General features: G+C 69.9%; 25 protein-coding genes. 17 read left to right on the forward strand and 8 right to left on the reverse strand.

Going from position 1 to position 24,513, the window contains the following annotated elements; genetic code table 11:
- Genes OG494_RS38485 through OG494_RS38495 form a run of 3 tightly spaced genes read left to right on the forward strand, consistent with a single transcriptional unit; the run spans position 1 to position 3,766 of the window.
- Positions 1–921, forward strand: a complete 921-nt coding sequence (locus tag OG494_RS38485) for a carbohydrate ABC transporter permease (RefSeq protein WP_328447225.1) — start codon at positions 1–3, stop codon at positions 919–921.
- Positions 918–1,739: a carbohydrate ABC transporter permease gene (locus tag OG494_RS38490; protein WP_328447227.1), complete on the forward strand. Its 822-nt coding sequence runs from the start codon at positions 918–920 to the stop codon at positions 1,737–1,739. Before OG494_RS38485 ends, OG494_RS38490 begins: the two co-directional genes overlap by 4 nt.
- Positions 1,740–1,753: 14 nt before the next feature.
- Positions 1,754–3,766, forward strand: a complete 2,013-nt coding sequence (locus OG494_RS38495) for an alpha-galactosidase (RefSeq protein ID WP_328447229.1) — start codon at positions 1,754–1,756, stop codon at positions 3,764–3,766.
- A gap of 6 nt (positions 3,767–3,772) precedes the next feature.
- Here OG494_RS38495 and OG494_RS38500 read toward each other — a convergent pair whose 3' ends face one another.
- From OG494_RS38500 to OG494_RS38520, 5 genes are all read right to left on the reverse strand, one after another.
- Entirely contained in the window at positions 3,773–4,645 is an 873-nt protein-coding gene (locus tag OG494_RS38500) for a hypothetical protein (RefSeq protein ID WP_328447231.1), read from the reverse strand.
- Positions 4,646–4,701: 56 nt separating this feature from the next.
- Positions 4,702–5,835 carry a hypothetical protein gene (locus tag OG494_RS38505; RefSeq protein ID WP_328447233.1) on the reverse strand — a complete coding sequence of 378 codons (1,134 nt, stop codon included), beginning with the start codon at positions 5,833–5,835 and terminating at the stop codon, positions 4,702–4,704.
- Positions 5,836–6,029: 194 nt separating this feature from the next.
- A complete protein-coding gene (locus OG494_RS38510; RefSeq protein WP_328447234.1) occupies positions 6,030–7,028 on the reverse strand; it encodes a lactonase family protein in 999 nt (332 codons plus the stop codon).
- Positions 7,021–7,638: a bifunctional 4-hydroxy-2-oxoglutarate aldolase/2-dehydro-3-deoxy-phosphogluconate aldolase gene (locus tag OG494_RS38515; RefSeq protein ID WP_328447235.1), complete on the reverse strand. Its 618-nt coding sequence runs from the start codon at positions 7,636–7,638 to the stop codon at positions 7,021–7,023. Before OG494_RS38515 ends, OG494_RS38510 begins: the two co-directional genes overlap by 8 nt.
- Positions 7,635–8,549, reverse strand: coding sequence for a sugar kinase (locus tag OG494_RS38520; RefSeq protein ID WP_328447236.1), 915 nt, complete (start codon positions 8,547–8,549; stop codon positions 7,635–7,637). Before OG494_RS38520 ends, OG494_RS38515 begins: the two co-directional genes overlap by 4 nt.
- Before the next feature lie 218 nt (positions 8,550–8,767).
- Between OG494_RS38520 and OG494_RS38525 the strand changes: the two genes are divergently transcribed.
- The 11 genes from OG494_RS38525 (at position 8,768) to OG494_RS38575 (ending at position 19,948) form a co-directional block, all read left to right on the forward strand.
- Positions 8,768–10,780, forward strand: a complete 2,013-nt coding sequence (locus tag OG494_RS38525) for a hypothetical protein (protein ID WP_328447237.1) — start codon at positions 8,768–8,770, stop codon at positions 10,778–10,780.
- A 14-nt stretch (positions 10,781–10,794) separates the two neighbouring features.
- Complete coding sequence (locus tag OG494_RS38530; RefSeq protein WP_328447238.1) at positions 10,795–11,478, forward strand: SDR family NAD(P)-dependent oxidoreductase; 684 nt, start codon at positions 10,795–10,797, stop codon at positions 11,476–11,478.
- Between the two features lie 24 nt (positions 11,479–11,502).
- Entirely contained in the window at positions 11,503–12,648 is a 1,146-nt protein-coding gene (dgoD, locus tag OG494_RS38535; RefSeq protein ID WP_328447239.1) for a galactonate dehydratase, read from the forward strand.
- Positions 12,642–13,481: a DUF4380 domain-containing protein gene (locus OG494_RS38540; RefSeq protein ID WP_328447241.1), complete on the forward strand. Its 840-nt coding sequence runs from the start codon at positions 12,642–12,644 to the stop codon at positions 13,479–13,481. The genes dgoD and OG494_RS38540 overlap by 7 nt, the downstream gene beginning before the upstream one ends.
- Positions 13,482–13,504: 23 nt before the next feature.
- A complete protein-coding gene (purB, locus tag OG494_RS38545; protein WP_328447243.1) occupies positions 13,505–14,932 on the forward strand; it encodes an adenylosuccinate lyase in 1,428 nt (475 codons plus the stop codon).
- Between the two features lie 150 nt (positions 14,933–15,082).
- Positions 15,083–15,904, forward strand: a complete 822-nt coding sequence (locus tag OG494_RS38550; RefSeq protein ID WP_328447245.1) for a substrate-binding periplasmic protein — start codon at positions 15,083–15,085, stop codon at positions 15,902–15,904.
- A 1-nt stretch (position 15,905) separates the two neighbouring features.
- Positions 15,906–16,673: an ABC transporter substrate-binding protein gene (locus OG494_RS38555; RefSeq protein WP_328447247.1), complete on the forward strand. Its 768-nt coding sequence runs from the start codon at positions 15,906–15,908 to the stop codon at positions 16,671–16,673.
- 7 nt (positions 16,674–16,680) lie between these two features.
- The gene (locus OG494_RS38560) at positions 16,681–17,460 is read left to right on the forward strand and encodes an ABC transporter substrate-binding protein (RefSeq protein WP_328447248.1); all 780 of its coding nucleotides are present in this window, start codon (positions 16,681–16,683) and stop codon (positions 17,458–17,460) included.
- Between the two features lie 59 nt (positions 17,461–17,519).
- Positions 17,520–18,287: an amino acid ABC transporter permease gene (locus OG494_RS38565; RefSeq protein WP_328447249.1), complete on the forward strand. Its 768-nt coding sequence runs from the start codon at positions 17,520–17,522 to the stop codon at positions 18,285–18,287.
- Positions 18,284–19,024, forward strand: a complete 741-nt coding sequence (locus tag OG494_RS38570; RefSeq protein WP_328459152.1) for an amino acid ABC transporter ATP-binding protein — start codon at positions 18,284–18,286, stop codon at positions 19,022–19,024. The genes OG494_RS38565 and OG494_RS38570 overlap by 4 nt, the downstream gene beginning before the upstream one ends.
- A gap of 42 nt (positions 19,025–19,066) precedes the next feature.
- Positions 19,067–19,948 (forward strand): MOSC domain-containing protein, encoded by an 882-nt coding sequence (locus tag OG494_RS38575; RefSeq protein WP_328447250.1) that lies wholly within the window; start codon positions 19,067–19,069, stop codon positions 19,946–19,948.
- Here the strand turns inward: OG494_RS38575 and OG494_RS38580 are convergent.
- Complete coding sequence (locus tag OG494_RS38580; protein ID WP_328447251.1) at positions 19,831–20,637, reverse strand: SAM hydrolase/SAM-dependent halogenase family protein; 807 nt, start codon at positions 20,635–20,637, stop codon at positions 19,831–19,833. The two genes, OG494_RS38575 and OG494_RS38580, sit on opposite strands and share 118 nt — an antisense overlap.
- 48 nt (positions 20,638–20,685) lie before the next feature.
- Here OG494_RS38580 and OG494_RS38585 point away from each other — a divergent pair, with 48 nt between their 5' ends.
- The 3 genes from OG494_RS38585 to OG494_RS38595 all read left to right on the forward strand — a co-directional run bounded on the left by OG494_RS38585 (position 20,686) and on the right by OG494_RS38595 (position 22,845).
- Entirely contained in the window at positions 20,686–21,690 is a 1,005-nt protein-coding gene (locus OG494_RS38585) for a phosphoribosylaminoimidazolesuccinocarboxamide synthase (protein WP_328447252.1), read from the forward strand.
- On the forward strand, positions 21,584–22,075 hold the full coding sequence (locus OG494_RS38590) for an NADPH-dependent FMN reductase (protein WP_328459153.1): 492 nt from the start codon (positions 21,584–21,586) through the stop codon (positions 22,073–22,075). The genes OG494_RS38585 and OG494_RS38590 overlap by 107 nt, the downstream gene beginning before the upstream one ends.
- A 74-nt stretch (positions 22,076–22,149) precedes the next feature.
- Complete coding sequence (locus OG494_RS38595; protein WP_328447253.1) at positions 22,150–22,845, forward strand: DUF2334 domain-containing protein; 696 nt, start codon at positions 22,150–22,152, stop codon at positions 22,843–22,845.
- Here the strand turns inward: OG494_RS38595 and OG494_RS38600 are convergent.
- Positions 22,842–23,477, reverse strand: a complete 636-nt coding sequence (locus OG494_RS38600; protein ID WP_328447254.1) for an MBL fold metallo-hydrolase — start codon at positions 23,475–23,477, stop codon at positions 22,842–22,844. The genes OG494_RS38595 and OG494_RS38600 overlap by 4 nt on opposite strands.
- 37 nt (positions 23,478–23,514) lie before the next feature.
- Entirely contained in the window at positions 23,515–24,453 is a 939-nt protein-coding gene (locus OG494_RS38605; protein WP_328447255.1) for an ArsR/SmtB family transcription factor, read from the reverse strand.
- Positions 24,454–24,513: the final 60 nt, after the last annotated feature.

Consider the following 24,513-nt stretch of genomic DNA (forward strand, 5'->3'; position numbering starts at 1 on the left):
ATGGCGGTGCTGACCGCGAAACGGCCCGAGACGGCGTTCCCGGCCGCGAAACGCCGGCGCCGCCGGGTCTCGCCCGTGTTGCTGGCGTTTGTACTGGTTCCCCTCGTCGTCGAGGGGTTCTGGGTGTTCTGGCCCGCGCTGCAGGGGTTCTACCTGGCGCTGACGAACTGGGACGGCGTCTCCGCGCCCGAGTTCGTCGGCCTGGGGAACTTCGCCGAGATGTTCTCCGACGACATCTTCGGCACGGCGGCGCTGGACACGGTGATCTGGATCGTGCTCTTCGGCGGCCTCTCGGCCGTCGGCGGGCTCGCGTTGGCCACGCTCCTGCAGAAGGAGCGTCGCGGCGTCGGGTTCTACCGCGCCGCGCTGTTCACGCCGGTGGTGTTCTCGCTGGTCGCGACGTCGCTGATCTGGCAGGTGATCTACCAGCCGGACGGCGTCTTCAACAAGGTGCTCGGCGCGATCGGGCTCGGCGGCTGGCAGCACGCGTGGCTCGCCGACCCGGATACCGCGCTGTACGCGGTGCTCGTGCCGGCGCTGTGGCGGCAGCTCGGTTACGTCATGGTCCTGTACCTGGCCGGGCTCAAGGGGATCGACCCGGTGCTGTACGAAGCGGCCGAATTGGACGGTGCCACGGCGTGGCAGCGGTTCCGCAACGTCACGTGGCCGCAGCTGCGCACCGTCAACTCAGTGGTCCTGTCGGTGATCATCATCGACTCGCTGCGCTCGTTCGACGTCGTGTGGTCGATGACCAAGGGCGGGCCGTACCATTCGTCCGAGCTGCTCAGCACGTACATGTACGCGACGGCGTTCCAGTCGCTGCGGCTCGGCTACGCGTCCGCGCTGGCCGTCGTCATCTTCGTGCTGGCGTTCGGCGTGATCGTGACGTATCTCGTGCGCGCATTCCGGGAGGACTCGTGAGGAGCTCGCGGACCTTCGGGTTCCACCTGCTCGCCGGCGGGCTGTCGGTGCTGTGGCTGCTGCCGATCGCGCTGGTGCTGACGACGAGCGTCCGGACGTTCTCCGACATCGCGTCGAACGGCCTCGGCGCGCTGCCCGCATCGTTCTCGCTCGACGGCTTCGGCCAGGCGTGGGGCGAGGGCGGCGGCGGGCACGCGATGCTCAACAGCCTGATCGTCACGATCCCGACCGTGCTGCTGTCGCTGCTGCTCAGCGCGGCGGCGGCGTTCGCGCTCAGCCGGTACCGGATCCCGTTCCGCCGCACGATCATCCTGGTGATGCTGTCCGGGAACCTGCTGCCACCGCAGATCCTGCTGGTCCCGGTAGCGAAACTGGCGGAACTGCTGGGGATCTACGACACGCTGACCGCGCTGATCATCGTGCAGGTCGGGTTCGGCCTCGGCTTCTACACGTTCGTGCTGCAGGGATTCATGCGGTCCATTCCGGACGAGATCCAGCAGGCGGCGCTGATCGACGGCGCCGGCGTCGTGCAGATCTTCGCGCGGATCATCCTGCCGATGACCCGCCCGGCGCTGGCCGCGCTCGGCGCGCTGGCGTTCACCTGGACGTTCAACGACCTGCTGTGGTCGATCACCGTGCTGCGCACCGGCACGGTGATGCCGGTGACGCCGGCGCTGCTCGGCCTGCAGGGGCAGTACGTGTCGAACTGGAACGTGATCGCTGCGGGCTCGGTCATCGCGGCCGTGCCGACCGTCGCGGTGTTCCTGCGGTTCCAGAAGCACTTCATCTCAGGGCTCGCGATCGGAGCGATCAAGTGATGTGGACCGTGACCATGAAGTCCACTTCGTACACCGTGGCGCTGGATCCTTCTTCCCGATGGGCCGAACTCGTCGCCTGGGGGCCGTCCGGGATCGAGGACGGGCCGTCGGTGTTCGCGAACGCGGGCGACGTCCACTTCATCACCGACGCGGACGCGGCCCCGGTCGAGTACGCGCCGCTGGGCCTGCGCCCGTTCTCCGGCGCGGATGTCTCCGTGCGGGGCGGTTCGTGGTGGCGGTTCGACGGCTCCTCTTCGGATGCCGACCTGCGGTTGTCCTTTGTGGACGAACTGACCGGGCTGCGAGCGGTGCTCTGCTACCGGCCGGTGCCCGAAACCGACGTGCTAACCCGCTGGGTCGAGTTCTCGAACGGCGGTTCGTCGACGCTGGAGTTCGACCGGCTGGGTTCGGCGGGCGTGTGCGTCCCGACGGTCGGCGGCGCCCAGCTGACGTATCTGACCGGCCAGTGGTCACAGGAGTTCACGCGGCGGTCGGTGTCGCTGCCCGCCGGCGGTTTCCGGATGGAGAGCCGGTTCGGCGTGCCTGGCCACGCGTACGTGCCGTGGCTGGCCGTGCAGGACACTGCCGGCGGACCTGCTTGGGGCGTCTCCCTGGAGTGGCCGGGATCCTGGGAGATCTCCGCCGACATCGAGCCTTCCGGCTTGACGCGCGTCCGGGCCGGGCGGCTGCCGTCACCAGGCCCGGTGCTTTTGGAACCCGGCGCCTCTCTGTCCACACCGGCGGTCGCCTTGGCGTCCAGTGTGGACGGCCTATCGGGGTTGGCTTCGGTCTGGCACGACTACGACCGCGTACTGGCCGGCTCGCGCTGGCGGCGCCCGCGTCCGGTGCTCTACAACTCCTGGGAGGCCACGGGTTTCGACGTCCGGAGTGCGCATCAGCTGGAGCTGGCGAAACGCGCGGCCGACATCGGCGTCGAGCTGTTCGTGGTGGACGACGGCTGGTTCACCGGCCGCGACGACGACACCGGCGGCCTGGGCGACTGGACCCCGGCGGAGGCGTCGTTCGGCACGTTCGTGGAGTCGGTGCGCGAGCTGGGCCTGGAGTTCGGCCTGTGGGTGGAGCCGGAGGCGGTCAGCCCGAAGTCGCAGCTCTACGCTTCGCATCCGGACTGGGTGTACCGCATCGACGGGCGTCCCTTGACGTTGATCCGGAACCAGCTCCTGCTGGACCTGGGCCTCCCCGCGGTGGTCGCGTTCGTCAAGTCCACTCTGGACACACTGTTGTCGACGTACCCGATCTCGTACCTGAAGTGGGACATGAACCGCCCGCCGACGGAACGCGGCCGCCCTGGGGCCCCCTTCGCGGACCTCGACGCGGAGCACGTCGCGGGCTACTTGTCGGTGCTGGACCACCTGCGCACGGCGCACCCCCACGTGACGATCGAGGCCTGCGCGGGCGGCGGCGGCCGCACGGACCTGGCGACGGTGGCCCACACTGACGTCGTCTGGCCGAGCGACAACACAGGCCCCCTGGATCGCCTGGCCATCCAGGACGGCTTCCTGCTGATGCACGCGCCGCACCTGATGAGCTCGTGGGTGACGGACTCCCCGGGCATCTTCGACCCGCGGCCCCGGTCGCTCCGGTTCCGTTTCGTGACGGCGATGGCCGGAGTGCTGGGCATCGGCGCGGACCTGTCGCAGTGGTCTTCCGCGCAACAAGCAGAAGCGGCTTCGCTGGTATCCCTCTACAAATCGATCCGTTCGGTGATCCACCACGGCGCCGCTCGCGTGCTGGCCGGCCCATCCGAACCGACGGCGGCGACCCAATACACGTCCGAGGACGGCGACACGGTGGTCGTCCTGGCCTGGAGCACCGGCCCCCTGACCGGTGCGCCGCTGGTCCCGGGCCGCTCGTCGCGGGTACGCCTTTCGGTGCTTCCGTACTCGTCCTATGTGGACTCGGCGGGGAACCGCTATTCGGGAGGACACCTGAAGCACGCGGGGCTGCCGTTCGACTGGACCGCCGACCACGACGCCGACGTCGTCATCCTCCGTCGAAGGGAGTGAAGGCCTTCACAGCTTTATGGTGCGACGGATCTGGTTGACATAGGCAGGCATTACTCTGCGGATGGAAGCCTCGTCGGCGTCGCCTGCGAGCGCGGCGATGGCCATCCGGACACCTGGTGTGTCAGAGCCACCGAACTGTTGTTGCAGGTACCGCAGACCGTTCGTGGCAACTTCGCCGACCCGGTTGTTGCTAAGTGCTGATTCGAACCCCTCAGCTATTTCGCGGGGGCTGATTTTGAGCATGATGCGGTAGACGTCTGCCGCGTCTTTATCGCTGAGCCTGTCCGGCTTGGTTGCTTGCTGTTCGAGCCGGTCGTTGATCTTGTACGCCTTGGCCACGAGCAATGCTGTTGGGCCGGCCACGTTGACGGTGATCGCGCGTGAGTCCTGGCTCTCCAGTGCGATGATGGTCAACGGTGATCGATCGACTGCGGCAACTTCCAGACCCGGTACTTTCTTGGCGGTCTTCGGGTCGTGCGGTGGAATGCGGGCGCTACGTTTACCTTGCTTGGGCGCCAGTGTCTCGCCGACCAGCAGGTCGAGTTCGACAGGGACTGGCTCGTACGAACCGGCTACCACCTCGAGGCGACACCACAGGCCGGGCTGGTTCACGTCCATGAGTTCGAAGCCTGCGTCGCGAAGAGCCTGTTCGATCAGTGGTTCGTTCACCAGAAGCAGGGGATCGAGGCTGAGGTCGCCATCGGAAGTGAACGCGGATGTCGCCAGCGGTACATCAGGCGTACGCAGGTACACCGCTTGTGCTCCCACCACGGTGACGGCCGGCAGTTGGGTCGCGAGAGCGGTCAGGCCGTCCAGGAGTACCCGGCGTGCCACGACAGTGAGCTGTTGGTCATCGACGTTTCCCGGCTTCTGTGACATCTCTTCCCGCCTCGATTGAAGGGGAGACAGTAACGTGTCGCACGAGTTCGCGTGAATCACCGATTCAGGCGAACTCGCCAGCTTTCGTCCTCGCTAAGCACCTTCAGGATTGTCTCGCCTTCGGCGGGCATCCGGCCGGTGCCTGTGAGGCTGTCCAGCACGAGCTGGCTATACCCGACCTGCGTTACGCCGTCGACGACGCGGTAGCGGTCGAACACGGCGGTATCCGGGGCTCGGAGCAAGAGCACGTCGGGGTGTTCGTCCACGCGGATCAGCCCGAGCTGTTCCTGCCATTCGTCGATAACGTGCGGCAGATGGTCGACGTACAGCATCAGCTGGCCGCCGACCGTGTGTGGGGCGATCGTTCGTGCCGCATATGAACCTGTTACCGCGATGTTCGGGCTCCCTGACAACAGGGATGGGATGTTCCGCAGCCTGTCGAGTACGGCTTTCGCTCCGCTGGGAGCGACCATCTGCTCGTGATTTCCGGGACGTAGCAAGGTGTACGCGTCGGCCCTGGCTCGGAGGAGTTCGGGCCAGCGGACCTCGACGATGTCACGCCCTTCCCGTTGGATCAGCAACTGGTCTTCCAGCTGACCGAGCAACCGCGACACCCATGGCGCGCTCACGTTCGCCTGGGTGACGATCTCGCTCGCGCGGTAAGGGGGCAGGTAGTCGGCGAGGAAGCGGACGATGCGACCGGCGCGTGGGCCGGCGAGTGTCACGCTCCGGGTGGAAGTTTCCCGGCTCGGTGCTCGCGAGGCACCTTGGGTGTGGATCCGGATCGCCGGGTAGGTAACCGCCAAGGACACGTTCCCGGTCAGATCCAGGTAGGCGATGTCGTGCTTGCGCAGTACCTCCTGCGTGCGGGGGCTGAGCCACGGTGAGATGACGAGCAATGCGACCCTCGACTGCGCTTGCCGCAGCACGGTGATCATGGGGACTGTTCTGTTCAGGACCTCTCGCGGGCTCAGCGGCTTGCTGCGCACCTCGACCAGCAGTTCGGTGTAGGGGCTGCTGTCAGGTGGCGTGACCTGGACTCTGGCGTCGAAAATGGCAGACGGCAGCGCTGACCTTTCGTCAGTGAGCTGCGCCACCTTCCAGCCGTGTCCCAGCAGCTGCTCGAGCGCGGCCAGCCCGGCTGCGAGTACCTCTTTAGTGCTCTGGGCTGCAGGTTCGTCGTCGACCACGTGTCAAGCATGCCACATGATCAAGGAGCGTGCGAGGCAAAGTTGCCTCAAAATGCAATTTGCCTCTATGGGGCAAGGTGCGATCAGAGGCAAAGTTAGTTCGAAGCGCTCCTTGCCTGGTGCAGGCAAAAGTGGTCGGTACGCAAGTTTGCCGCCGAACTGCAGCTCGCGACATCTAGGAAGCCTTCACGGCTTCAGGGAAGCGAAACCGGCAGCACGAACGTCGGTGACCCCGTCGGGTATCGGTGCAGCTCCGCGTCCCCGGAGGCCGTCAGCGTGAACGCCGTGATCGCGTCGTCGCTCTGGGCCGCGACGTAACACGTGCCGTCCACCAGGGCGAAGTGCCGTGGGTTCGCGCCGCAGGGCTGGTCGGCGACCGCCAAGGCGTCGTCGAGGGCGAACTCCGTGACGCAGTCCGGGCCGCGGTTCGACACGTACATCCGCGAGCCGGCCAGTTCCAGGTGGGCCACCAGGTTGGGCGTCACCGTAGACAGGGTCGATGCGGCGACCGACACCACCGAGAAAGCGCCCGGCGAAGTCTCGCGGACCGTCACCACCGTCCCGGCCAGCTCGCCCACCACGTACGCCAAGTCGGTGCCGGGCCGCCGCACCAGTTGGCGCGGACCCGTGCCCGGCGGCAGGGAAGACACCGCGAGCAAGTCCAACGAGCCCTCAGAAGACAGCGTGTAGCTACGGATCTCGTCCGTGCCGAGGTCGACCGCGCTCACGATGCCATCGCCGGGAACCGCCATGTGGACGTGCGCTGCCTCCTGCCGATCCGCGGAAGGGCCGCTTCCGGTGTGCTGGACCACGGCCGTCCGGGAGACCAAGGCGCCCGAGGGAGACAGCGAGAACACGGCCAGGCTGCCGCCGGTGTAGTTGGCGCACAGCAGGAACCGGCCGTCCGGGGTCACCGCCAGGTGGCACGGGTGCGCGCCACCCGTCTCCAAAGTGCTCAGCACAGAAAGGGCCCCGGAAGAGGAGACAGAAAGCGCCGTGACGCCACCCGAAGCTGTCTCGTTCGCCGCGTAGATCACCGGCAGCGACGGGTGCCGGACAAGCCACGACGGTGACTCCAACGGCAGCGAAGCGACCTCGGTCAGGTCGCCGGACGACGATCGCGAGAACGTCGTGATCCCGGTGCCGTTCCCCGCGTCGCCGGTGTAGCACCCGACGAAGACCAGCTCAGCCATGTGCGCTCCTCAACAGCGTCTCGACGCGGGCGGAGATCTCTTCGGTGGTGCCGCGGGTCAGCGCCGAGCCGACCCCGCACGCCACCGCGCCCGCCGCCAGCCAGCGTGGCACGTCGTCCGGGCCGATGCCGCCGGTGGGTACCAGCGGCGCCTGCGGCAGCGCCGCCCGCACGTCCGAGATCCACGACGGCGCCAGCGCGGACGCCGGGAACACCTTCACGGCGTCCGCGCCTTCCTCCAGCGCCCGCACGATTTCCGTCACCGAACCCGCGCCCGGGAACGCCGCGACGCCGTACCGGTGCGCGGTCCGGATCACCGCCGCGTCCACCGACGGCGACACGAGGAACCGCGCGCCCGCGCGGATCGCCAGCACCGCCGACGCCTCGTCGAGCACCGTGCCGGCGCCGATCGTCGCGTCCGGGTACGCCGCCGAGAGGCCCGAGATCGCGTCCAGCGCGCCGGGGTTCGTCAGGGGCAGCTCGACCGAGCGCAACCCGGCCTCCAGAACAGCGCGTGCGGCTTCCACCGCGGACTCCGCGTCGTGCGTCCGTACGATCCCGACGACGCCTTGGCGCAGCGCATTCGCCGTGATCTCCCAGCGGTAGGTCATCGGTCCACCTCCATGCCGATCAGTGCCTTGGTGAGTTCGCCCTGGTCGGGCAGGCCTTCGAGGTCGGTCCGCGTGCCGACGACCAGCGCCGCGCAGGCCGCGCCCGCGCGCAACGCTTCGGCCGGCGAAGCGCCCCGAAGCCACGCCGACAGGTAACCCGACGTCAGCGCGTCACCCGCACCGACCGGGTCGACGACCTGCGTGACCAGGCTTTCCTGCTTCCACGAGCCATCCGCCGTGACGGCTCGCGCGATCTTGTCCCGCTGCTTGACGACCACCGTCTGCGCCCGGCCCGCGAGCAGCGTGTCGGGCGTCTGCCCGAGCAGTTCGAGTTCGTCCTCACCGGCGAAGACGAGGTCCGCTCTGGTCAGCAGCGGTCCGACGGTCTCGCGCCAGCGCTCCGGGCTGCCGAGCTTCAGCCGGACGTTCGGGTCGAAGGACACCCAGGCGCCCGAAGCGCGCGCGAGCGCGAAGAGCGCTTCGACGGCTTCGTGCGCTCCCTCGGACAGCATCGCCGTGATGCCGGAGACGTGTACGAGACGAGCGCCATCGAGGCCCGCGTAGCGCACGTACGCGGCCGACACTCCCGAAGCAGCGGAGCCGCTTCGGTGGTACTCGACCGTCTCGGGGTCCCGGATCAAGAAGCCCGTGAAGCGCTGAGGATCAACCTCGACCTGCGAGACGTCGACGCCGTCCGCGCGCAGCGTCGCGAGGACGTGAGCGCCGGACGGGTCGTCGCCGACGCGGCTGAGCCAGCGGACGCTGTGGCCGAGCCGGGCCAGGCCGACCGCGACGTTCGTCTCGGCGCCGGCGACCGATGAGGTGAAGGTGTGCGCGCGCCGCAGCGCGACGCCGGGCTCGGCGAGCAGCAGCCGCATCGCCTCGCCGAGAGTGACGACTTCGGTGTTCATCGAGCAGAGCATAGCGCATGAAATCTTAATTTAGGATTTATTCTTGACGGAGGATCACGCGCCCCGGCATGCTGCTCCCGGCTTAGCTCGACGCTGTAACAACCGGGACTCCGCCCCGGGCCGGGGGCTCCGCCACCCGGAACCCCCGAAAAGCACCTGTTCACTGGAGAAGGGTGTCCAGCAACATGCTCCTCAAGAGATCCCTTGCGGTCGCAGCAGTGGCAACCGCCGCGCTCACCGCGATCGCGATCCCGGCCGAGGCAACCCCGGCCGTAGACCAAGGCGCTCCCGACTACTACGACAGCGGGGTCGCGAAGACCCCGTACATGGGCTGGAACACCTACTACGGCCTGGGTGCGCCCAGTGAGGTGTCGGTCAAGTCCGTCGCGGACTTCCTCGCCTCCAGCGGCCTGCGCGACGCCGGCTACCGCTACGTCTGGATCGACGGCGGCTGGACCGCCCCCGACCCGCGTGACGCGCACGGCAACCTCCTCGCGGACCCGGCCAAGTTCCCGAGTGGACTGTCCACTTTGGTCAATTACCTGCACGCCCGCGGTCTCAAGGCCGGCATCTACACCGACGCGGGGGCGTCGGACGGCAAGAACTGCGCGGCCGGCTCCGGCGGTCACTACGAGCAGGACACCAAGCGGTTCGCGAACTGGAAGTTCGACGCCGTCAAAGTCGACTTCCTCTGCGGCATCGCCCAGAACCTCAAGCCCGCCGACGCGTTCTCGCAGTTCAGCAAGGCCCTCGCCAAGGCGGGCCGGCCGATGGTGCTCAACGTCTGCAACCCGGTCACCGACGAGTGGGGCACCCCGCACGGACCGGACCAGGTCGCCGGCATCGCCTACAGCTACGGCCCGCTCGTCGCCGACTCCTGGCGCACCAGCACGGACATCGCGTTCGGCACGCCGTACGAGGGGATCTGGACGGACGTCCTGCGCAACATGGACGCCAACGCCGCGCACCCCGAGGCGAACGGGCCGGGGCACTACAACGACCCCGACTACCTGATCCCGATGCGCAAGACCGAGCAGGGCACCTACGAACTGAACGAGGAGGAGTCGACCACCCAGTTCGTCATGTGGGCGGAGATGGCCTCCCCGCTGATCCTCGGCTCCGATCCGCGCACGCTGCCCGCGTCGATGATCAGCACGCTGAAGAACCCCGAAATCGTGGGCGTCAACCAGGACCGCCTCGGCACGCAGGGCGTCCGCGTCGCGAACAACGGCAGCACCGACACCTACAGCAAGGTCCTCTCGCGAGACGGTGACCGCGCGGTGGTGCTGCTCAACCGCGGTGAGACGCCGACCCAGATGACGCTGGACTTCGCCGACGCCGGGCTCAAGGGCCGGGTGTCCATTCGGGACCTCCGCGCCCGCGCCGACCGCGGCAGCGCCAGCGGCTCGTACACGGTCACCGTGCCCGCGCACGGCACGGCGTTCCTCCGCCTGCACGGCACCGACCTCGTCCCGGGTGACGACCTCGGCGGCGACGCGTCGGCCAGCCCGGCGATCGTCCGCACCGGCGGCAAGACGGTGACGTTCTTCCGCGACCAGAGCGGCTCCCTGCAGGTCAAGGGTCTTGACGGCCCGCGTCAAGTCGGGGGCAAGTTCCTCGGCCAACCCGCCGCGGTGACCACGCCCACCGGCATCGACGTCTACGTCCGCGGTGTCGACAACGCCCTCTACCAGCGCAGCTACTCGAAACGCTGGAGCGACTGGAAGCGGCTCGGCGGCACGCTCACCGACTCGCCGTCCGTCACCGCCGACGGGACGGTCTTCGTCCGGGGCGCCGACGGCCAGGTCTGGCAGCGGACCAGCGCCGGTCAGTGGTCCGGTCTCGGCGCGCCCGGCGGCAAGCCGATCTACGGCCGTCCCGGCGCGGCGACGTCCACGAGCGGCACGGTTGTCGCGGTCCGCACCGCCGACGACAGCGTCTGGACGCGCACCAAGACCGGCGGCACGTGGTCGGACTGGACGGGCATCGGCGGCACGGTCAGCAGCAGCCCGACACTCGTCGCGGTCGGCGCGAAGGTCGCACTCACCGCGTCCGCGAGCGACTACTCACTGTGGGCCAACGAGTGGTCCGGCACCTGGGCGGGCTGGTTCAACCGGCCGGACTACCCGAGCGGGAGCATCGTGGGAACCCTCGGCGCGGCATCCGACGGCGCGTCGCTGTGGTTCGCCGCCCGCGGGCCGGACGACCATGTCCATGTAGCGAAGTTCTAGGAACGGGAGAGGCGATGTCCACGCGGACAGCGGTGGTGACCGGAGCGGCGTCCGGGATCGGGGCGGCGACGGCCCGGAAACTGCTCGACGACGGCTACCGCGTGCTCGGCGTGGACATCGCCGAACTCCCCGGCGGTGTCACCCCGGTCCGGGGCGACGTCGCCGACGAGGCGACCTGGGCGGCCATCGGCGAGGTGGACGCCCTGGTCAGCAACGCCTACGTGCCCAGCACGGGCGCGCTGCACGAGATCGACCGCGACGAGTGGCGGCGCCAGCTCGACGTCAACCTGACCGGCGCGTTCCTCGCCGTGAAGGCCTGCCTGCCGTCCCTGCGGGCCCGGCGCGGCGCGATCGTGCTCGTCTCCTCGGTGCACGCGCACTTCGGCCTGCCGGGCCACCCCGCGTACGCCGCGAGCAAGGGCGCGCTGGTCGCGCTGGCCCGGCAGCTGGCCGTGGAGTACGCCCCGGACGTGCGCGTCAACTCCGTGCTGCCGGGGCCGGTGCTCACCCAGGCCTGGGACCGCATCCCACCCGAGGACCGCGAACGCAGTGCCCGGGCGACGCCGGCCGGGCGCCTCGGCACGCCGGCGGAAGTGGCGAACGTGATCGCCTTCCTGCTCTCGGAGGCCGCGTCGTTCGTCTCCGGGGCCGAGCTGACCGTCGACGGCGGCTGGTCGGCCGCCAAGGATTCCGCATGATGGGGACGCAGATGGGGGACACGGGTGAAGATCACCGGGGTTGAAACGTTTCTGGTCGCGCCGCGCTGGCTGTTCCTCAAGGTCAGCACGGACGAGGGCGTCAGTGGCTGGGGCGAGCCCGTGGTCGAGGGCCGCGCGGAGACCGTGCGCGCGGCCGTGCACGAGCTGTCCGAGCTGCTGATCGGCCAGGACCCGCTGCGCATCGAGGACCACTGGCAGGTGCTGCGCCGCGGCGGTTTCTACCGCGGCGGGCCGGTGCTTTCCAGCGCCTTGGCCGGGTTCGACCACGCGCTGTGGGACATCGCCGGGAAGGTCCGCGACGCGCCGGTCCACGAGCTGCTCGGCGGCCCGGTCCGCGACCGCGTCCGGGTCTACAGCTGGGTCGGCGGTGACCGGCCGGCCGGCATCCGCGAAGCGGTGACCGCGCAGGTCGAGGCCGGGTTCACGGCGGTGAAGATGAACGTCGCCGGGCCGATGACGGCGATCGCGTCCCCGCGTGAAGCCGACGCGGCGGTGGCGCGCGCGTGGGAGGCGCGGGAGGCGCTCGGGCCGGACCGCGACCTCGCGATCGACTTCCACGGCCGCGTCTCGCCCGCGATGGCCCGGCGGCTGGTCAAGATGCTGGAAGACGTCCAGCCGATGTTCGTCGAGGAGCCGATCCTGCCGGAGACGCAGGGCGACGCGCTGCGCTCGGTCGTCGAGGCGTCGACCGTGCCGATCGCGGTCGGCGAGCGGCTCTATTCACGCTGGGAGTTCAAGCCGGTGCTCGACGCCGGGGTCGCGGTCGTGCAGCCGGACCCGTCGCACGCCGGCGGCATCTCCGAGCTGCGGCGGATCGGCGCGCTGGCCGAGATGTACGGCGCGTCGCTCGCGCCGCACTGCCCGCTCGGGCCGATCTCGCTGGCCGCGTCGCTGCAGGTCTCGTTCGCGACGCCGAACTTCCTGATCCAGGAACAGAGCCTCGGCATGCACTACCACGAGGGCAGCGAACACTCCTACCTCGTCGACTCGTCGATCTTCACCTTCCAGGACGGCTACGCGGCCCGCCCGCTCGGCCCGGGTCTCGGCATCGAGGTCGACGAGGCCGCCGTCCGCCGGGCCGACGAGATCGGGCACGCCTGGCGCTCGCCGGTGTGGCGCCACGACGACGGCGGCCTCGCCGAATGGTGACCTGGCTCGAGCGCGGTGACCTGCGCCTCGGTCTGGTGCCGGAGCTGGGCGGCCGGCTGCTCTCGGTGCGCCATCGCGGCGTCGAGCTGCTCTGGCGCAACCCGGCGCTGCTCGGCGACGACCTGCGCGGCGACCACGTCCCGAACTCCGGGCGGATGGGCGACTGGGTCAACTACGGCGGCGACAAGACGTGGCCCGCACCGCAGGGCTGGGACGGCCCGGACCAGTGGGCCGGCCCGCCGGACCCGGTGCTGGACTCCGGCCCGTACGCCGTGGCCGCCGACGGCGACACGGTCACCATGACCAGCGCCCCGGACCCGCGCACCGGCCTGCGGTTCACCCGCGCGATCACGATCCTCGACGACGGCTACCGGCTGGACCTGCGCGCGGAGAACGTCTCCTCGCGGGTGGTGCGCTGGGCGCTGTGGAACGTGACACAGTGCCCCGGCGGCGGCGCGGTCACCGCCGGACTGCGGCGGCCCGACGTCGTCGGGCTGGTGGCCGGCACCGGGACGCCGGAGTACACAGTGGACGGTGACCGGCTGGTGGTTCCCGCGCAGGACGTCGTCGGAAAGCTGGGCGTGCCGGGCACGGCGGGCTGGGTGTCCTACGGCGCCCTGACGCTCTCCTTCGACGTCGACCCGGCCGGCGAGTACCCGGACGAAGGCTCGCCGCTGGAGATCTGGCTGGAGCACCCGCTGCCCGCGCCCCTCGCGTCGCTCGGCGACCTGGACCCGCCGGCGCGGATCGTCGAGCTGGAGGTCCTCGGCCCGCTGACGACGCTGGAGCCGGCGGCCTCGACCGCCCTCACGATCCGCGCGACCCTCGCCTGACCTGCACAGGTATCGTGAAAGCCGTGACGGACAAGCCCCGCATTCCCAACGTGCTCGCCGCCCGCTACGCCTCGCCGGAGCTGGTTTCGCTCTGGTCGCCGGAGTACAAGGTCGTGCTGGAGCGGCAACTCTGGCTTGCCGTCCTGCGCGCGCAGAAGGACCTCGGCGTCGACGTGCCCGACGGCGTCGTCGAGGCGTACGAGCGGGTCATCGACCAGGTCGACCTCGAGTCGATCGCGGCCCGCGAGCGCGTCACCCGCCACGACGTCAAGGCGCGCATCGAGGAGTTCAGCGAGCTCGCCGGCCAGGAGCACATCCACAAGGGGATGACCTCGCGCGACCTCACCGAGAACGTCGAGCAGCTGCAGCTGCTCCGTTCGCTGGAGCTCGTGCGCACCCGCGTCGCCGCGGTGCTGGCCCGGCTGGCCGTGCTCGCCGTCGAGCACTCCGACACCGTGATGGCCGGGCGCTCGCACAACGTCGCCGCGCAGGCCACCACCCTCGGCAAGCGCTTCGCCACCGCCGCGGACGAGCTGCTGGTCGCCTTCGAGCGGCTCGACAACCTCATCGGCCGCTACCCGCTGCGCGGCATCAAGGGCCCGGTCGGCACCGCGCAGGACATGCTCGACCTGCTCGGCGACGAGTCCACTTTGGACGAACTCGAAGACCGCGTGATGCAGCACCTCGGCTTCAACCGCCGGTTCGTCAGCGTCGGCCAGGTCTACCCGCGCTCGCTCGACTTCGACGTGCTGTCCACTGTGGTTCAGGTCGCGGCGGCACCGTCCAGCCTGGCCAAGACGATCCGGCTGATGGCCGGCCACGAGCTCGTCACCGAGGGCTTCAAGCCCGGCCAGGTCGGCTCGTCCGCCATGCCGCACAAGATGAACACCCGCTCCTGCGAGCGCGTCAACGGCCTCGCCGTCGTGCTGCGCGGGTACCTGTCGATGATCGGCGAGCTGGCCGGCGACCAGTGGAACGAGGGGGACGTCTCCGACTCCGTCGTCCGCCGCGTCGCGCTGCCGGACGCCTTCTTCGCGCTCGACGGCCTGCTGGAGACGTTCCTCACGGTGCTCGCCGAGTTCGGCGCCTTCCCGGCCGTCATCGAACGTGAGCTGGATCGCTACCTGCCCTTTCTCACCACGACGAAGGTGCTCATGGCGTCGGTCCGCGCGGGCGTCGGACGTGAGACGGCCCACGAAGCCATCAAGGAGCACTCCGTCGCCGTCGCGCTGGAGATGCGTGAAGGCCGCGCGGAGAACGATCTGCTCGACCGGTTCGCGGCCGACGAGCGCATCCCGCTCGACCGCGGTGAGCTGGACAAGCTGCTCGCCGACCGGATCTCGTTCACCGGGACGGCCGGGCGCCAGGTCGACCAGCTGCGGGCGCGCGTCGAAGAAGTCCTCGAGCGGTTCCCGGAAGCGGCGGGCTACGCGCCCCAGCCGATCCTGTGAGCTGACGCACGAGTCCACGGACTGGAACGAATCCACACGAACGGGCGAAATCCCTAATCTCGACCGCTGAACCCGGAGCGTCAGAACGTCTACCCGATGAACTGACGTGCTTTTCTCGCGCCACCGGCGCGCCGACCTCTGGAAGAAGCGATGAGATCCACGCTGTCGAAGATCGCCGCTGTTGTCACCGCGGGCGCGCTGACACTGACCCTGGCCGCCTGCGGTGGCTCGGATTCCGCCGCCGCGGGCACCCTGCGCGTCGGCACCTTGGGTGACGCCCCGCCCTCGATCTTCCTGGAGAACGGCCGGTTCACCGGCTACGACAACGAGCTGCTGCGCGACATCGCGAAGCGGGAAGGCTTCGAGGTCGAGTTCGTCGGCACCGAGTTCTCCGGCCTGCTGGCCGGCGTCGCGACCGGCAAGTTCGACATCGGCAGCTCGACGATCTCCAGCACCGAGGCGCGGAAGAAGACGGTCTCGTTCTCCAACGGCTACAACACCGGCTTCACCACGGTCGTGACCAAGAAGGGCGCGAACCTCAAGGACCCGGCGGCGTTCGCGGGCAAGCGGCTCGGCGTCGTCCAGGGCTCGGTGCAGGACGAGTTCGCGGGCAAGGCCGCCGGTGCGCAGGTCGTCCGCTTCCCCGACTACAACGCGGGTTTCGCGCAGCTGAAGAACGGCACGCTGGACGGCTGGGTCGTGCCGCAGGACATCGGCCAGAAGTACCTGGACCAGAACCCGGCGGTGCCGCTGGAGCTCGGCTACACGGTCGAGGACAAGGACACGCCGTCGGCGTTCGCGGTCGCCAAGACCAACCCGGACCTGCTGAAGAAGCTGAACGACGGCTTGGCCAAGGCCATCGCGGACGGCACGGTCGCGCGCATCTACGGCCAGTTCTACAAAACGACGCCGTTGTCGAAGGAACTCCGGCAGGGCGGCCCCGGCCTGCCCGTGACGAACCTGGGTGCGTGACATGAAGAAGCTGATCGTCACCGCACTGGTCGCGGCCCTCACGCTCACCGCGTGCGGCGGCGGCTCGGACAGCGCTTCCCCGACGTTGCGCGTCGGCACCCTCAGCGACGCGCCGCCGAACATCTACCTCGAGAACGGCAACTACACCGGCTTCGACAACGAGCTGCTCAAGGCCATCGCGGCCAAGCAGAACCTGAAGCTGGAGTTCGCCGCGACGGACTTCTCCGCGCTGCTCGGGCAGGTCGCGTCGGGCCGCTACGACCTCGCCAGCTCGGCGATCGCGCAGACCGACGAGCGCAAGAAGACCGTCGACTTCTCGGCGGCCTACGACTTCGAGACGATGAGCATCCAGGCCAAGCAGGGCACGCCGATCACCGACGAGAAGGCGCTGGCGGGCAAGCGGGTCGCCGTGATCCAGGCGACCGTCGGCGACCACTGGCTGGGCACCACGGTGCCGACCGCGCAGGCCGTGCGCTTCCCCGACTACGCCGCCGCGCTGACCGCGTTGAAGACCGGCGGCGTCGACGCGTACATCCTGGACCAGAGCATCGCGGAGAAGAACGTCACCGCCAACCCGGACGAGAAGCTCGTCGTCGTGAAGAGTTTCGTCACGGACGTGCCGCACGGGTTCGCGGTGAAGAAGGGCAACACGGAGCTGCTCGGCAAGATCGACACCGGGCTCAAGCAGGTGATCTCCGACGGCACCTGGCTTAAGCTGCACCAGCAGTTCCTGCCGACCGCTCCAGTGCCGGCCGGGTTCCAGGGTTAGGAGAACCATGAAGAAGACACTGGTCACGGCGCTCACCGCGACGCTGCTGGCCGCGCTCACGGCGTGCGGCGGGGGCTCGGACAGCGGGTCGGGCACCCTGCGCGTCGGCACGCTGAGCGACTCGAAGCCGAACGCCTACCAGGAGAACGGGAACTTCACCGGGTTCGACAACGAACTCCTGAAGGCCATCGCGCAGAAAGAGGGCCTCAAGCTCGAGTTCGTCGCGACGGACTTCTCCGCCCTGCTCGGCCAGGTCGCGAACGGCACCTTCGACATCGGCAGCTCGGCGATCTCGCAGACCGACGCCCGCAAGAAGACGGTCGACTTCTCGGCGCCGTACAACTACCAGTCCCTCGGCATCGAGGCCAAGGAGACCGCGGGCATCACCGACGAGAACTCCTTGGCGAGCAAGCGGATCGGCGTCGTCCAGGGCACGGTGTCGGACACCTGGCTCGGCACGAACGCGCCGACCGCGCAGGCCGTCCGGTTCCCGAACGACGCGGCCGCGCTCAGCGCGCTGAAGACCGGCGCGGTCGACGGCGCGGTGTTCGACCAGGCCACCGCCGAGGACTACGCGAAGAACAACCCGGACGCGAAGCTCAAGGTGACCAAGGCGATCACCACGACCATCCCGCACGGCTTCGCCTTCAAGAAGGGCAACAACGACCTCATCACCAAGGTCAACGACGGCCTGAAGAAGGTCATCGCGGACGGCACCTGGGTGAAGGTGCACGACCAGTTCGAGGCCACCGCTCCGGTGCCGGCGGAATTCAAGGCGGGGCAGTAGCCAGGATGGAAAACTCAGCTGCGCGAAGCGCTTCCGTTGAGGGTGGAGGTGGGTGACGGGTGGGACAGTTCTTCAGCACCTTCCTCGACTGGGAGTACATCTGGCAGGTCTTCCCCGACCTGCTGAAGACCGGCCTGCTCAACACGCTGATCCTGGCGTTCGCCTCCGCGGTGATCGGCACCGTGCTCGGCATGGTCGTGGCCGTGATGGGGCTGTCCACCAAGGCGTGGCTGCGCTGGCCGGCCCGGGTGTACACCGATATCTTCCGCGGCCTGCCGGCGATCCTGACCATCCTCGTGATCGGCCAGGGGCTCGGCACCCTGGCGCGGGGCGTCATCGGCAACAACCCGTACCCGCTGGGCATCCTGGCGCTGAGCCTGATCGCCGCCGCCTACATCGGCGAGATCTTCCGGGCCGGCATCCAGAGTGTCGAAAAAGGACAGCTGGAGGCCAGCCGCGCGCTCGGGATGAGCTACAGCAGGGCGATGCTGCTGGTCGTCATCCCGCAGGGCGTGCGCCGGGTGCTGCCGGCCCTGGTGAACCAGTTCATCTCGCTGGTCAAGGACTCCAGCCTGGTGTACTTCCTCGGCCTGCTGTCCGAGCAGCGCGAGCTGTTCCGGATCGGGCAGGACCTCGCGGCCAACACCGGGAACCTGTCGCCGCTGGTCGCCGCCGGGTTCGTCTACCTGGTGATCACCGTGCCGCTGACGCACCTGGTGAACTACATCGACAAGAAGCTCCGGACCGGGCGGAAGGTGCGCCCGGAGGAGCCGGACGAAGGTGACCCGGTGGAGATCGGTCCCGGCGGAAGGGTGAGCGCGTGGTGACGACGGCGGTGCGATCGTCCAGTGTGGAACTGCGCGACATCCACGTCAGCTTCGGCACGCTGGAAGTTCTGCGCGGGGTCGACCTCAAGGTCGAGAGCGGCAAGACGACCTGCGTGATCGGGCCGTCCGGCTCCGGCAAGTCGACACTCCTGCGGTGCGTGAACCGCTTGCAGGAGCCCGACTCCGGCGACCTGCTGCTCGACGGCGAGTCCGTGATCAGGTCCGACCCGGACGCGCTGCGCCAGCGGGTCGGCATGGTTTTCCAGCACTTCAACCTCTTCGGTCACCGGAGCGTGCTGGACAACATCGTGCTGCCGCTGCGCAGCGTGAAGAAGCTGAGCAAGGAGGAAGCGGCGGCCGTCGCCCGCGCGCGGCTGGCGGACGTCGGCCTGGCCGACAAGGCGCCGTACCGGCCCAGCGCGTTGTCCGGCGGTCAGCAGCAGCGCGTCGCGATCGCCCGGGCCTTGGCGATGGACCCCGAGGTCATGCTGTTCGACGAGGCCACCAGCGCGCTCGACCCGGAGCTGGTCAAGGGCGTGCTGACACTGATGGCGGGCCTGGCCGAACGCGGGCTGACGCTGATCGTGGTCACCCACGAGATGGGCTTCGCGCGCAGCGTGGCCGACGAGGTCGCGTTCATGGACGCGGGCAAGATCGTGGAGCAGGGCTCCCCGGCGCAGCTCTTCGACGAGCCGCAAAGCCCGCGGCTGCAGCGGTTCCTCTCCCAGGTGCTCTAAAAGCCGGGGCTACCCGGGCGAGTGCCCGGGTAGCCTGCGGACATGGCGAGGATCGCGCGGCTGACGTACTACCCGGTGAAGGGCTGTGCCGGCACTTCGGTGCCGGTCGCCGACGTCGGGCCCGCCGGGCTGGCGTACGACCGGGTCTTCCAGGTCGTCGCGCCGGACGGCGACTTCCGCAGCCAGCGGCGTTACCCGGTGCTGGCCGCGGTCCGCCCGCAAGTACGGGGTGACCAGCTCGCGCTGTCCGCCCCGGGTGTCGAAGACCTCGTCCTCGACGTCCGGCGGGACGGCCCGCGGCACCCGGCGTCGACCTTCTCCTGGCACGGCGACGGCGTCCACCAGGGCGCCGAAGCCGCGGAGTGGTTCTCGACCGTCCTCGGCCTGCCGTCGGTGCTGGTCGGCGTGGCGCCGGACCACGAGCGCGTCACCGGCGGCGACACGCCGGGCACGGCCGCGTTCGCCGACGGCCACGCGCTGCTCCTCGCCTCCGAGTCCTCTTTGGACGAACTGAACGCCCGGATCCTCGAACGCGGCGGCGAGCCGGTGCCGATGGATCGCTTCCGGCCCAACGTGCTCCTGTCCGGCTGGCCCGAACCGCACCGCGAGGACGACGTCCGGGTGATGTCCGCCGGCACCGCGAAGTTCGGCTACGCCCGGCAATGCGTGCGCTGCACCGTGCCGATGGTCGACCAGGAGACCGGCGCGAAAGCCGGCCCCGAGCCGATCCGCACCCTCGCGAGCTACCGCCGGCACCCCGACGGCGGCGTGGTGTTCGGGATGAAGGCCGCGGTGCTCCGGCCGGGTCAGGTGGCCGTCGGCGACGAGGTGATCGTGCACTCCTGGGCCGGGCCCAGCCCGAGCACGGCCGCCGCCGAACCGCCGTTGATCGCGACGGCGAGCCGTCCCGCCGAGTCGGTGTAGAGGACGCTCGCCCCGGCCGGCACGTCCGCGAAGGTCCGCCCGACCGCCGTGGTCACCGCGACCCGCTCGCTGTGCACCGAAACCGCGCCGGTCAGCCCGCTCAGCTCGAGGTCGGCCGGCGTCGCGGCGAGCTGGACGTTGCCGAAGTGGTCGACCGTCAGCACCTCCGACACCAGCTTGCCGGGGAACGCCGCCACGAACGGCTCGGGCAGCTCGACCAGCGTCTCGACGGCGTCGCCGAAGTCCGCCGGCGCGACGCCCAGCGCCAGGTGCGCGGCCGCGGGCGCGAAGACGTCCCGCCCGTGGAACGTGGCCGACGTCACGGCCAGCTGCAGTGACGGCTCGGCCAGCTCGTACGCGGCCCGCACGCCGCCCAGCGCCTGCGCGGCGGGCAGCAGCAGGCCGTTGTCCGGCCCGACAAGCAACCCGCCGCCGGCGACGACGACCACGCCGAGCCGCGCGGTGCCGACGCCCGGGTCGACCACGGCGACGTGCACCGCCTCCGGCAGGTACGGCGCCGTCTGCGCCAGCGCCATGGCCCCGTGGCGGACGTTCTGGGGCGGCACTTCGTGCGTCACGTCGATGACCCGGACGGCCGGCGCCAGCCGCGCGATCACGCCGTGGCAGGCCGCCACGAAGCCGTCGCGCAGGCCGTAGTCGGTCGTCATCGAGACCCATGTCAGCGGCATGTGCAGCATCATCCTCGGTGGCGGAGCGTGCCCGTTAGGGTTCAGCCCGTGACACCCCTCCCCAGACACCCCAAGCTCGCCACCGGCAAGGTCCGCGACCTGTACGACGCGGGCGACGACCGGCTCCTGATCGTTGCTTCCGACCGCATTTCCGCATTTGAACGTGTATTCGCCACACCCGTCCCGGACAAGGGCCGGGTGCTCACGGCGATGAGCGTGTTCTGGTTCGGCGAGCTCGCCGACGTCCTCCCGAACCACCTCGTCGCCTGCGACGGGCCCGCCGTTCCGGACACGGTCCGTGGTCGGGCGATGCTCGTCGAGCGGCTCGACATGCTGCCCGTCGAAGCCGTCGTCCGCGGTCACCTCACGGGCCGCGGTTACGCGGACTACCGCCGCGAAGGTGCGGTGTGCGGCGTCGTGCTGCCGCCCGGGCTGACCGAATCCGCGCGGTTGCCCGAGCCGATCTTCACGCCGTCGACCAAGGCCCGTCCCGGCGAGCCCGACGAGAACATCGACTTCGGCACGTTCGTCTCGATCCTCGGCCGGGCGCTCGCCGAGGAGGTCCGGGAGGCTTCGCTCGAGCTGTACCGCCGCGGCGCCGCGCGCGCCGCGGAGCAGGGCCTGCTGCTGGCCGACACGAAGTTCGAGTTCGGCATCGGCAAGGACGGCGGCCTGGTGCTGGCCGACGAGGTGCTGACGCCGGATTCGGCGCGCTACTGGCTCGCCGACGGCCACCGGCCGGGGCGCCCGCGGCCGGCGGTCGACAAGCAGCACGTGCGCGACTGGCTGATCGACCCGGCGTCCGGCTGGGACTGCGTGTCCCCGCTGCCGCCGCTGCCGCCCGAGGTGGTGACGGCCACCCGGGACCGCTACATCGAGGCGTATCACCGCATCACCGGGCTTTCCCTGGCAGACTGGCCCCGTGATCCTGCTGATCTGCGGCAGCCTGCGAGCAGGCTCGGGCAATGCGGCGGTTCTGGGGACCGTCGCGACCCTCACGGAGAGCACGACGTTCACCGGGCTCGGCGAACTCCCGCACTTCAACCCCGATGACGACCGCGACCCGCTGCACCCCGCCGTCGCGGGGTTGCGGGCGGCCATCAGGGACGCCGACGCGGTACTGATCTGCACCCCGGAGTACGCCGGTGGTTTGCCGGGCTCGTTCAAGAACCTGCTCGACTGGACCGTCGGCGGCGGTGAGATCTACGGCAAGCCGGTCGCCTGGATCAACGCCTCGTCCGTTGCGGCGCCGACTGGCGGCGGCGACGCACACGACTCGTTGCGCAAGGTGCTGACGTACGCGGGCGCCAAGATCGTCGACGACGCCTGCGCACGGATCCCCGTGTCGCGCGCGGTGGTCGCCGACGGCGAGGTCTCCGACCCCGACCTGCGTGGCCGCATCGCCGTGGCGGTCCAGCGCCTGCGTGAAGGCGTCTGACCCTTCCGGCAACGGCCGCCCGCCCGTTCTGCGCAGTTCACGCCGACGTCAGACGCGTGCGTCCCAATGGTGGGGTGGACGCTCAGTTGCTGGTTTCGCTGTCGGGCATCACCCCGCGCACGCTGCACCGGTGCGCCGATCTCGCGGCCGAGCTCGACCGCCGCAAAGTACCGCTGTCGGTGCTGTACGCCGCTCGCACCGGCGAAGGCCCGGTGACGGAGTGGGTGCGCACTCGCGCCCGCACGGGTGATTCCGTGCTGCTGCACGGTTACGACCACGTCGTCACACCCACGCACCGCACCGTGTACCTGGGCAAGAAGGCGGAGTTCGCGACGCTCCCGGCGCACGAGGCGCGGCTGCGGCTGATCGCCGCGAAGGCCGCGCTGGACGCCGCCGGGCTGGGCGTGGACGGCTTCGCGCCGCCGCGCTGGATCGCGTCCCAGGGCACGCTCCAGGCGTTGGCCGAGCACGGCTTCCGGCTGTGCGCGGACCTCGGCGCGGTGCGCGACCTCGTCACCGGCGAGGTGCGCCGCGCCCGCGTCCAGGAGTTCACCAGCCAGTCGCAGCGCACCGAGACGGTCCGCTGTTTCGCGCTGGTGCTGGCGTCCGCACGGGCGGCTCGCCGAGGCGGCCTGGTCCGGCTCGGCGTCGACGCCGTCGACCTCATCCGCCCCGGCCTCCGCCAGGCCCTCCTCGACGCGGTCGACGTCGCGCTGGAGAACCGCGCGTTCGGCGCGACCTACGGCTCCCTGCGCACGGTCGCCGCTTAGAGCTTCACCGGCTCCGCGCGATCCAGCACCTTCACCTCGGTGCCCTCGGGCGCGAGGTTCCCGAACAGGCCGTAGTGCAGGCCCGGGTTGGCGAGCACGGCTTCGTGGATCGGCACGGCGATCCGCGGCGCCACCGCGCGCAGGTAGTCGACGGCTTCGCCGGCCTTGAGCCACGGCGCGCCGGTCGGCAGGCCGAGGACGTCGACCTTCTGCTCGGGCACGAAGAACGAGTCGCCCGGGTGGAAGAACGCGCCGTCGTCGAAGACGTACCCGATGTTCGGGATCGTCGGGATGTCGCTGTGGATCACGGCGTGCTCGCCGCCGACGGCCTTGATCGACGTGTCCCCGACCGCGAAGGCGTCCCCGACGTTGGCGACGTCGAACTCGACCCCCAGCTTCCCGACGGCCTCGGCCGAACCGGGATCGACGATCAGCTTCGCGCCCGGGTTGGCTTCGAGCACCTTCGGCAGCCGCTCGACGTCGAGGTGGTCGAAGTGCTGGTGGGTGATCAGCACGGCGGACAGCTCACGCTCGCCCTCGAAGTCCGTGGAAAAGGCGCCGGGGTCGATCAGGATCCGCTCCGAGCCGGTCTCCAGCAGCACACAGGCATGTCCGAAATGGACGATACGCATCGATGATTCTCCTTCACGGGTGGTCATTCCAGCCTAGTCAGAGTTTGCCGGTGAGCAACGCGTCGCCGAGAGCCGTTCGCCGGTACAGGACCCGGTGCCCGCTGCGGTCCGACGCGAGCAGGCCGGCCGCGCGCAACGCCGTCAGGTGCGCCGACACCGTCGCCGGGGCAAGGGCGAAGCGGTGTGCCAGGTCGGCTGTCGCGGCGGGGACGTCCAGTGTCGCCAGCAGCAGGGCCCGCGTCCGGCCGAGCACCTCGGCCAGCGGTTCCGGGGGCGCCGCCGCCGACGTCCACAGGGACGCGACGCCGCGGGCGGGGTAGAGCAGCGACGTCTGCCACGGCGGCACCGTCACCACCCCGACGTTCGGCCACGCGAACACGGCCGGGATGAACAGCAGGCCGCGGGAGTCGATCTCCAGCCGTTCCCGGGACCGGACGTCGACCAGCACCGACGTCCCGGTCAGCCGCACCTGCGGGTGGAGCTCGGCCAGCATCGCGGTGATGCCCCCGGAACCGAGCTGCCGCGTCCGGTACGCGATGTCGGCCGCCAGCAGCTCGCGCAGGCGCGGCCACTGCGGCGCGAGCAGTGCGTCCCAGACGATTTCGAGCTGATCGGCCAGCAGGTCGCGCGCGGTCGCCGGGTCGTCCGGGAGCAGCGAAAGGTCGGCGTCGACCATCGCCAGCTCCAGCGCGACCTGGTGCGGTGGCGTCTCGCGGACCACCCGCAGCTGGGCCTCGGCCGTCGTCTCCGGGCCCGCGGGCGGCGGGCTGAGGAACTCCGTGATGTAGTGCCGCGCGCTCAGGACCGCCGTCAGCTCGGGGACGTCGAGCGACGGCGCGCCGGCCACCCACGGCAGGTGCGCCGGGTGCCCGCGCAGCCCGAGCAGGGTCTGGACGGCGCCGAGGACCTCTTCCAGCGGCGAGATCGCGAAGCGGACGCGCTGGCTGCCGGCCGCGCTCAGGACCAGCTCGATCATGGCGACCTCACGATTCGCTCGTGCCCGAATCAGTATGGCGCAAACCGTCGCCGTAAGAGC

It is taken from the genome of Amycolatopsis sp. NBC_00438, assembly GCF_036026695.1.
Lineage (GTDB): Bacteria > Actinomycetota > Actinomycetes > Mycobacteriales > Pseudonocardiaceae > Amycolatopsis.

Bases quoted from the DNA above. Each gene is read 5' to 3' on its own strand.
- OG494_RS38530 (WP_328447238.1), top strand. From the start codon at position 10,795: ATGTCCACGCGGACAGCGGTGGTGACCGGAGCGGCGTCCGGGATCGGG.
- OG494_RS38485 (WP_328447225.1), top strand. From the start codon at position 1: ATGGCGGTGCTGACCGCGAAACGGCCCGAGACGGCGTTCCCGGCCGCG.
- OG494_RS38520 (WP_328447236.1), bottom strand. From the start codon at position 8,549: ATGAACACCGAAGTCGTCACTCTCGGCGAGGCGATGCGGCTGCTGCTC.
- OG494_RS38550 (WP_328447245.1), top strand. From the start codon at position 15,083: ATGAGATCCACGCTGTCGAAGATCGCCGCTGTTGTCACCGCGGGCGCG.
- OG494_RS38560 (WP_328447248.1), top strand. From the start codon at position 16,681: ATGAAGAAGACACTGGTCACGGCGCTCACCGCGACGCTGCTGGCCGCG.
- OG494_RS38540 (WP_328447241.1), top strand. From the start codon at position 12,642: ATGGTGACCTGGCTCGAGCGCGGTGACCTGCGCCTCGGTCTGGTGCCG.
- OG494_RS38555 (WP_328447247.1), top strand. From the start codon at position 15,906: ATGAAGAAGCTGATCGTCACCGCACTGGTCGCGGCCCTCACGCTCACC.
- OG494_RS38605 (WP_328447255.1), bottom strand. From the start codon at position 24,453: ATGATCGAGCTGGTCCTGAGCGCGGCCGGCAGCCAGCGCGTCCGCTTC.
- OG494_RS38500 (WP_328447231.1), bottom strand. From the start codon at position 4,645: ATGTCACAGAAGCCGGGAAACGTCGATGACCAACAGCTCACTGTCGTG.
- OG494_RS38515 (WP_328447235.1), bottom strand. From the start codon at position 7,638: ATGACCTACCGCTGGGAGATCACGGCGAATGCGCTGCGCCAAGGCGTC.
- OG494_RS38580 (WP_328447251.1), bottom strand. From the start codon at position 20,637: ATGCCGCTGACATGGGTCTCGATGACGACCGACTACGGCCTGCGCGAC.
- OG494_RS38510 (WP_328447234.1), bottom strand. From the start codon at position 7,028: ATGGCTGAGCTGGTCTTCGTCGGGTGCTACACCGGCGACGCGGGGAAC.
- OG494_RS38575 (WP_328447250.1), top strand. From the start codon at position 19,067: ATGGCGAGGATCGCGCGGCTGACGTACTACCCGGTGAAGGGCTGTGCC.
- OG494_RS38495 (WP_328447229.1), top strand. From the start codon at position 1,754: ATGAAGTCCACTTCGTACACCGTGGCGCTGGATCCTTCTTCCCGATGG.
- OG494_RS38600 (WP_328447254.1), bottom strand. From the start codon at position 23,477: ATGCGTATCGTCCATTTCGGACATGCCTGTGTGCTGCTGGAGACCGGC.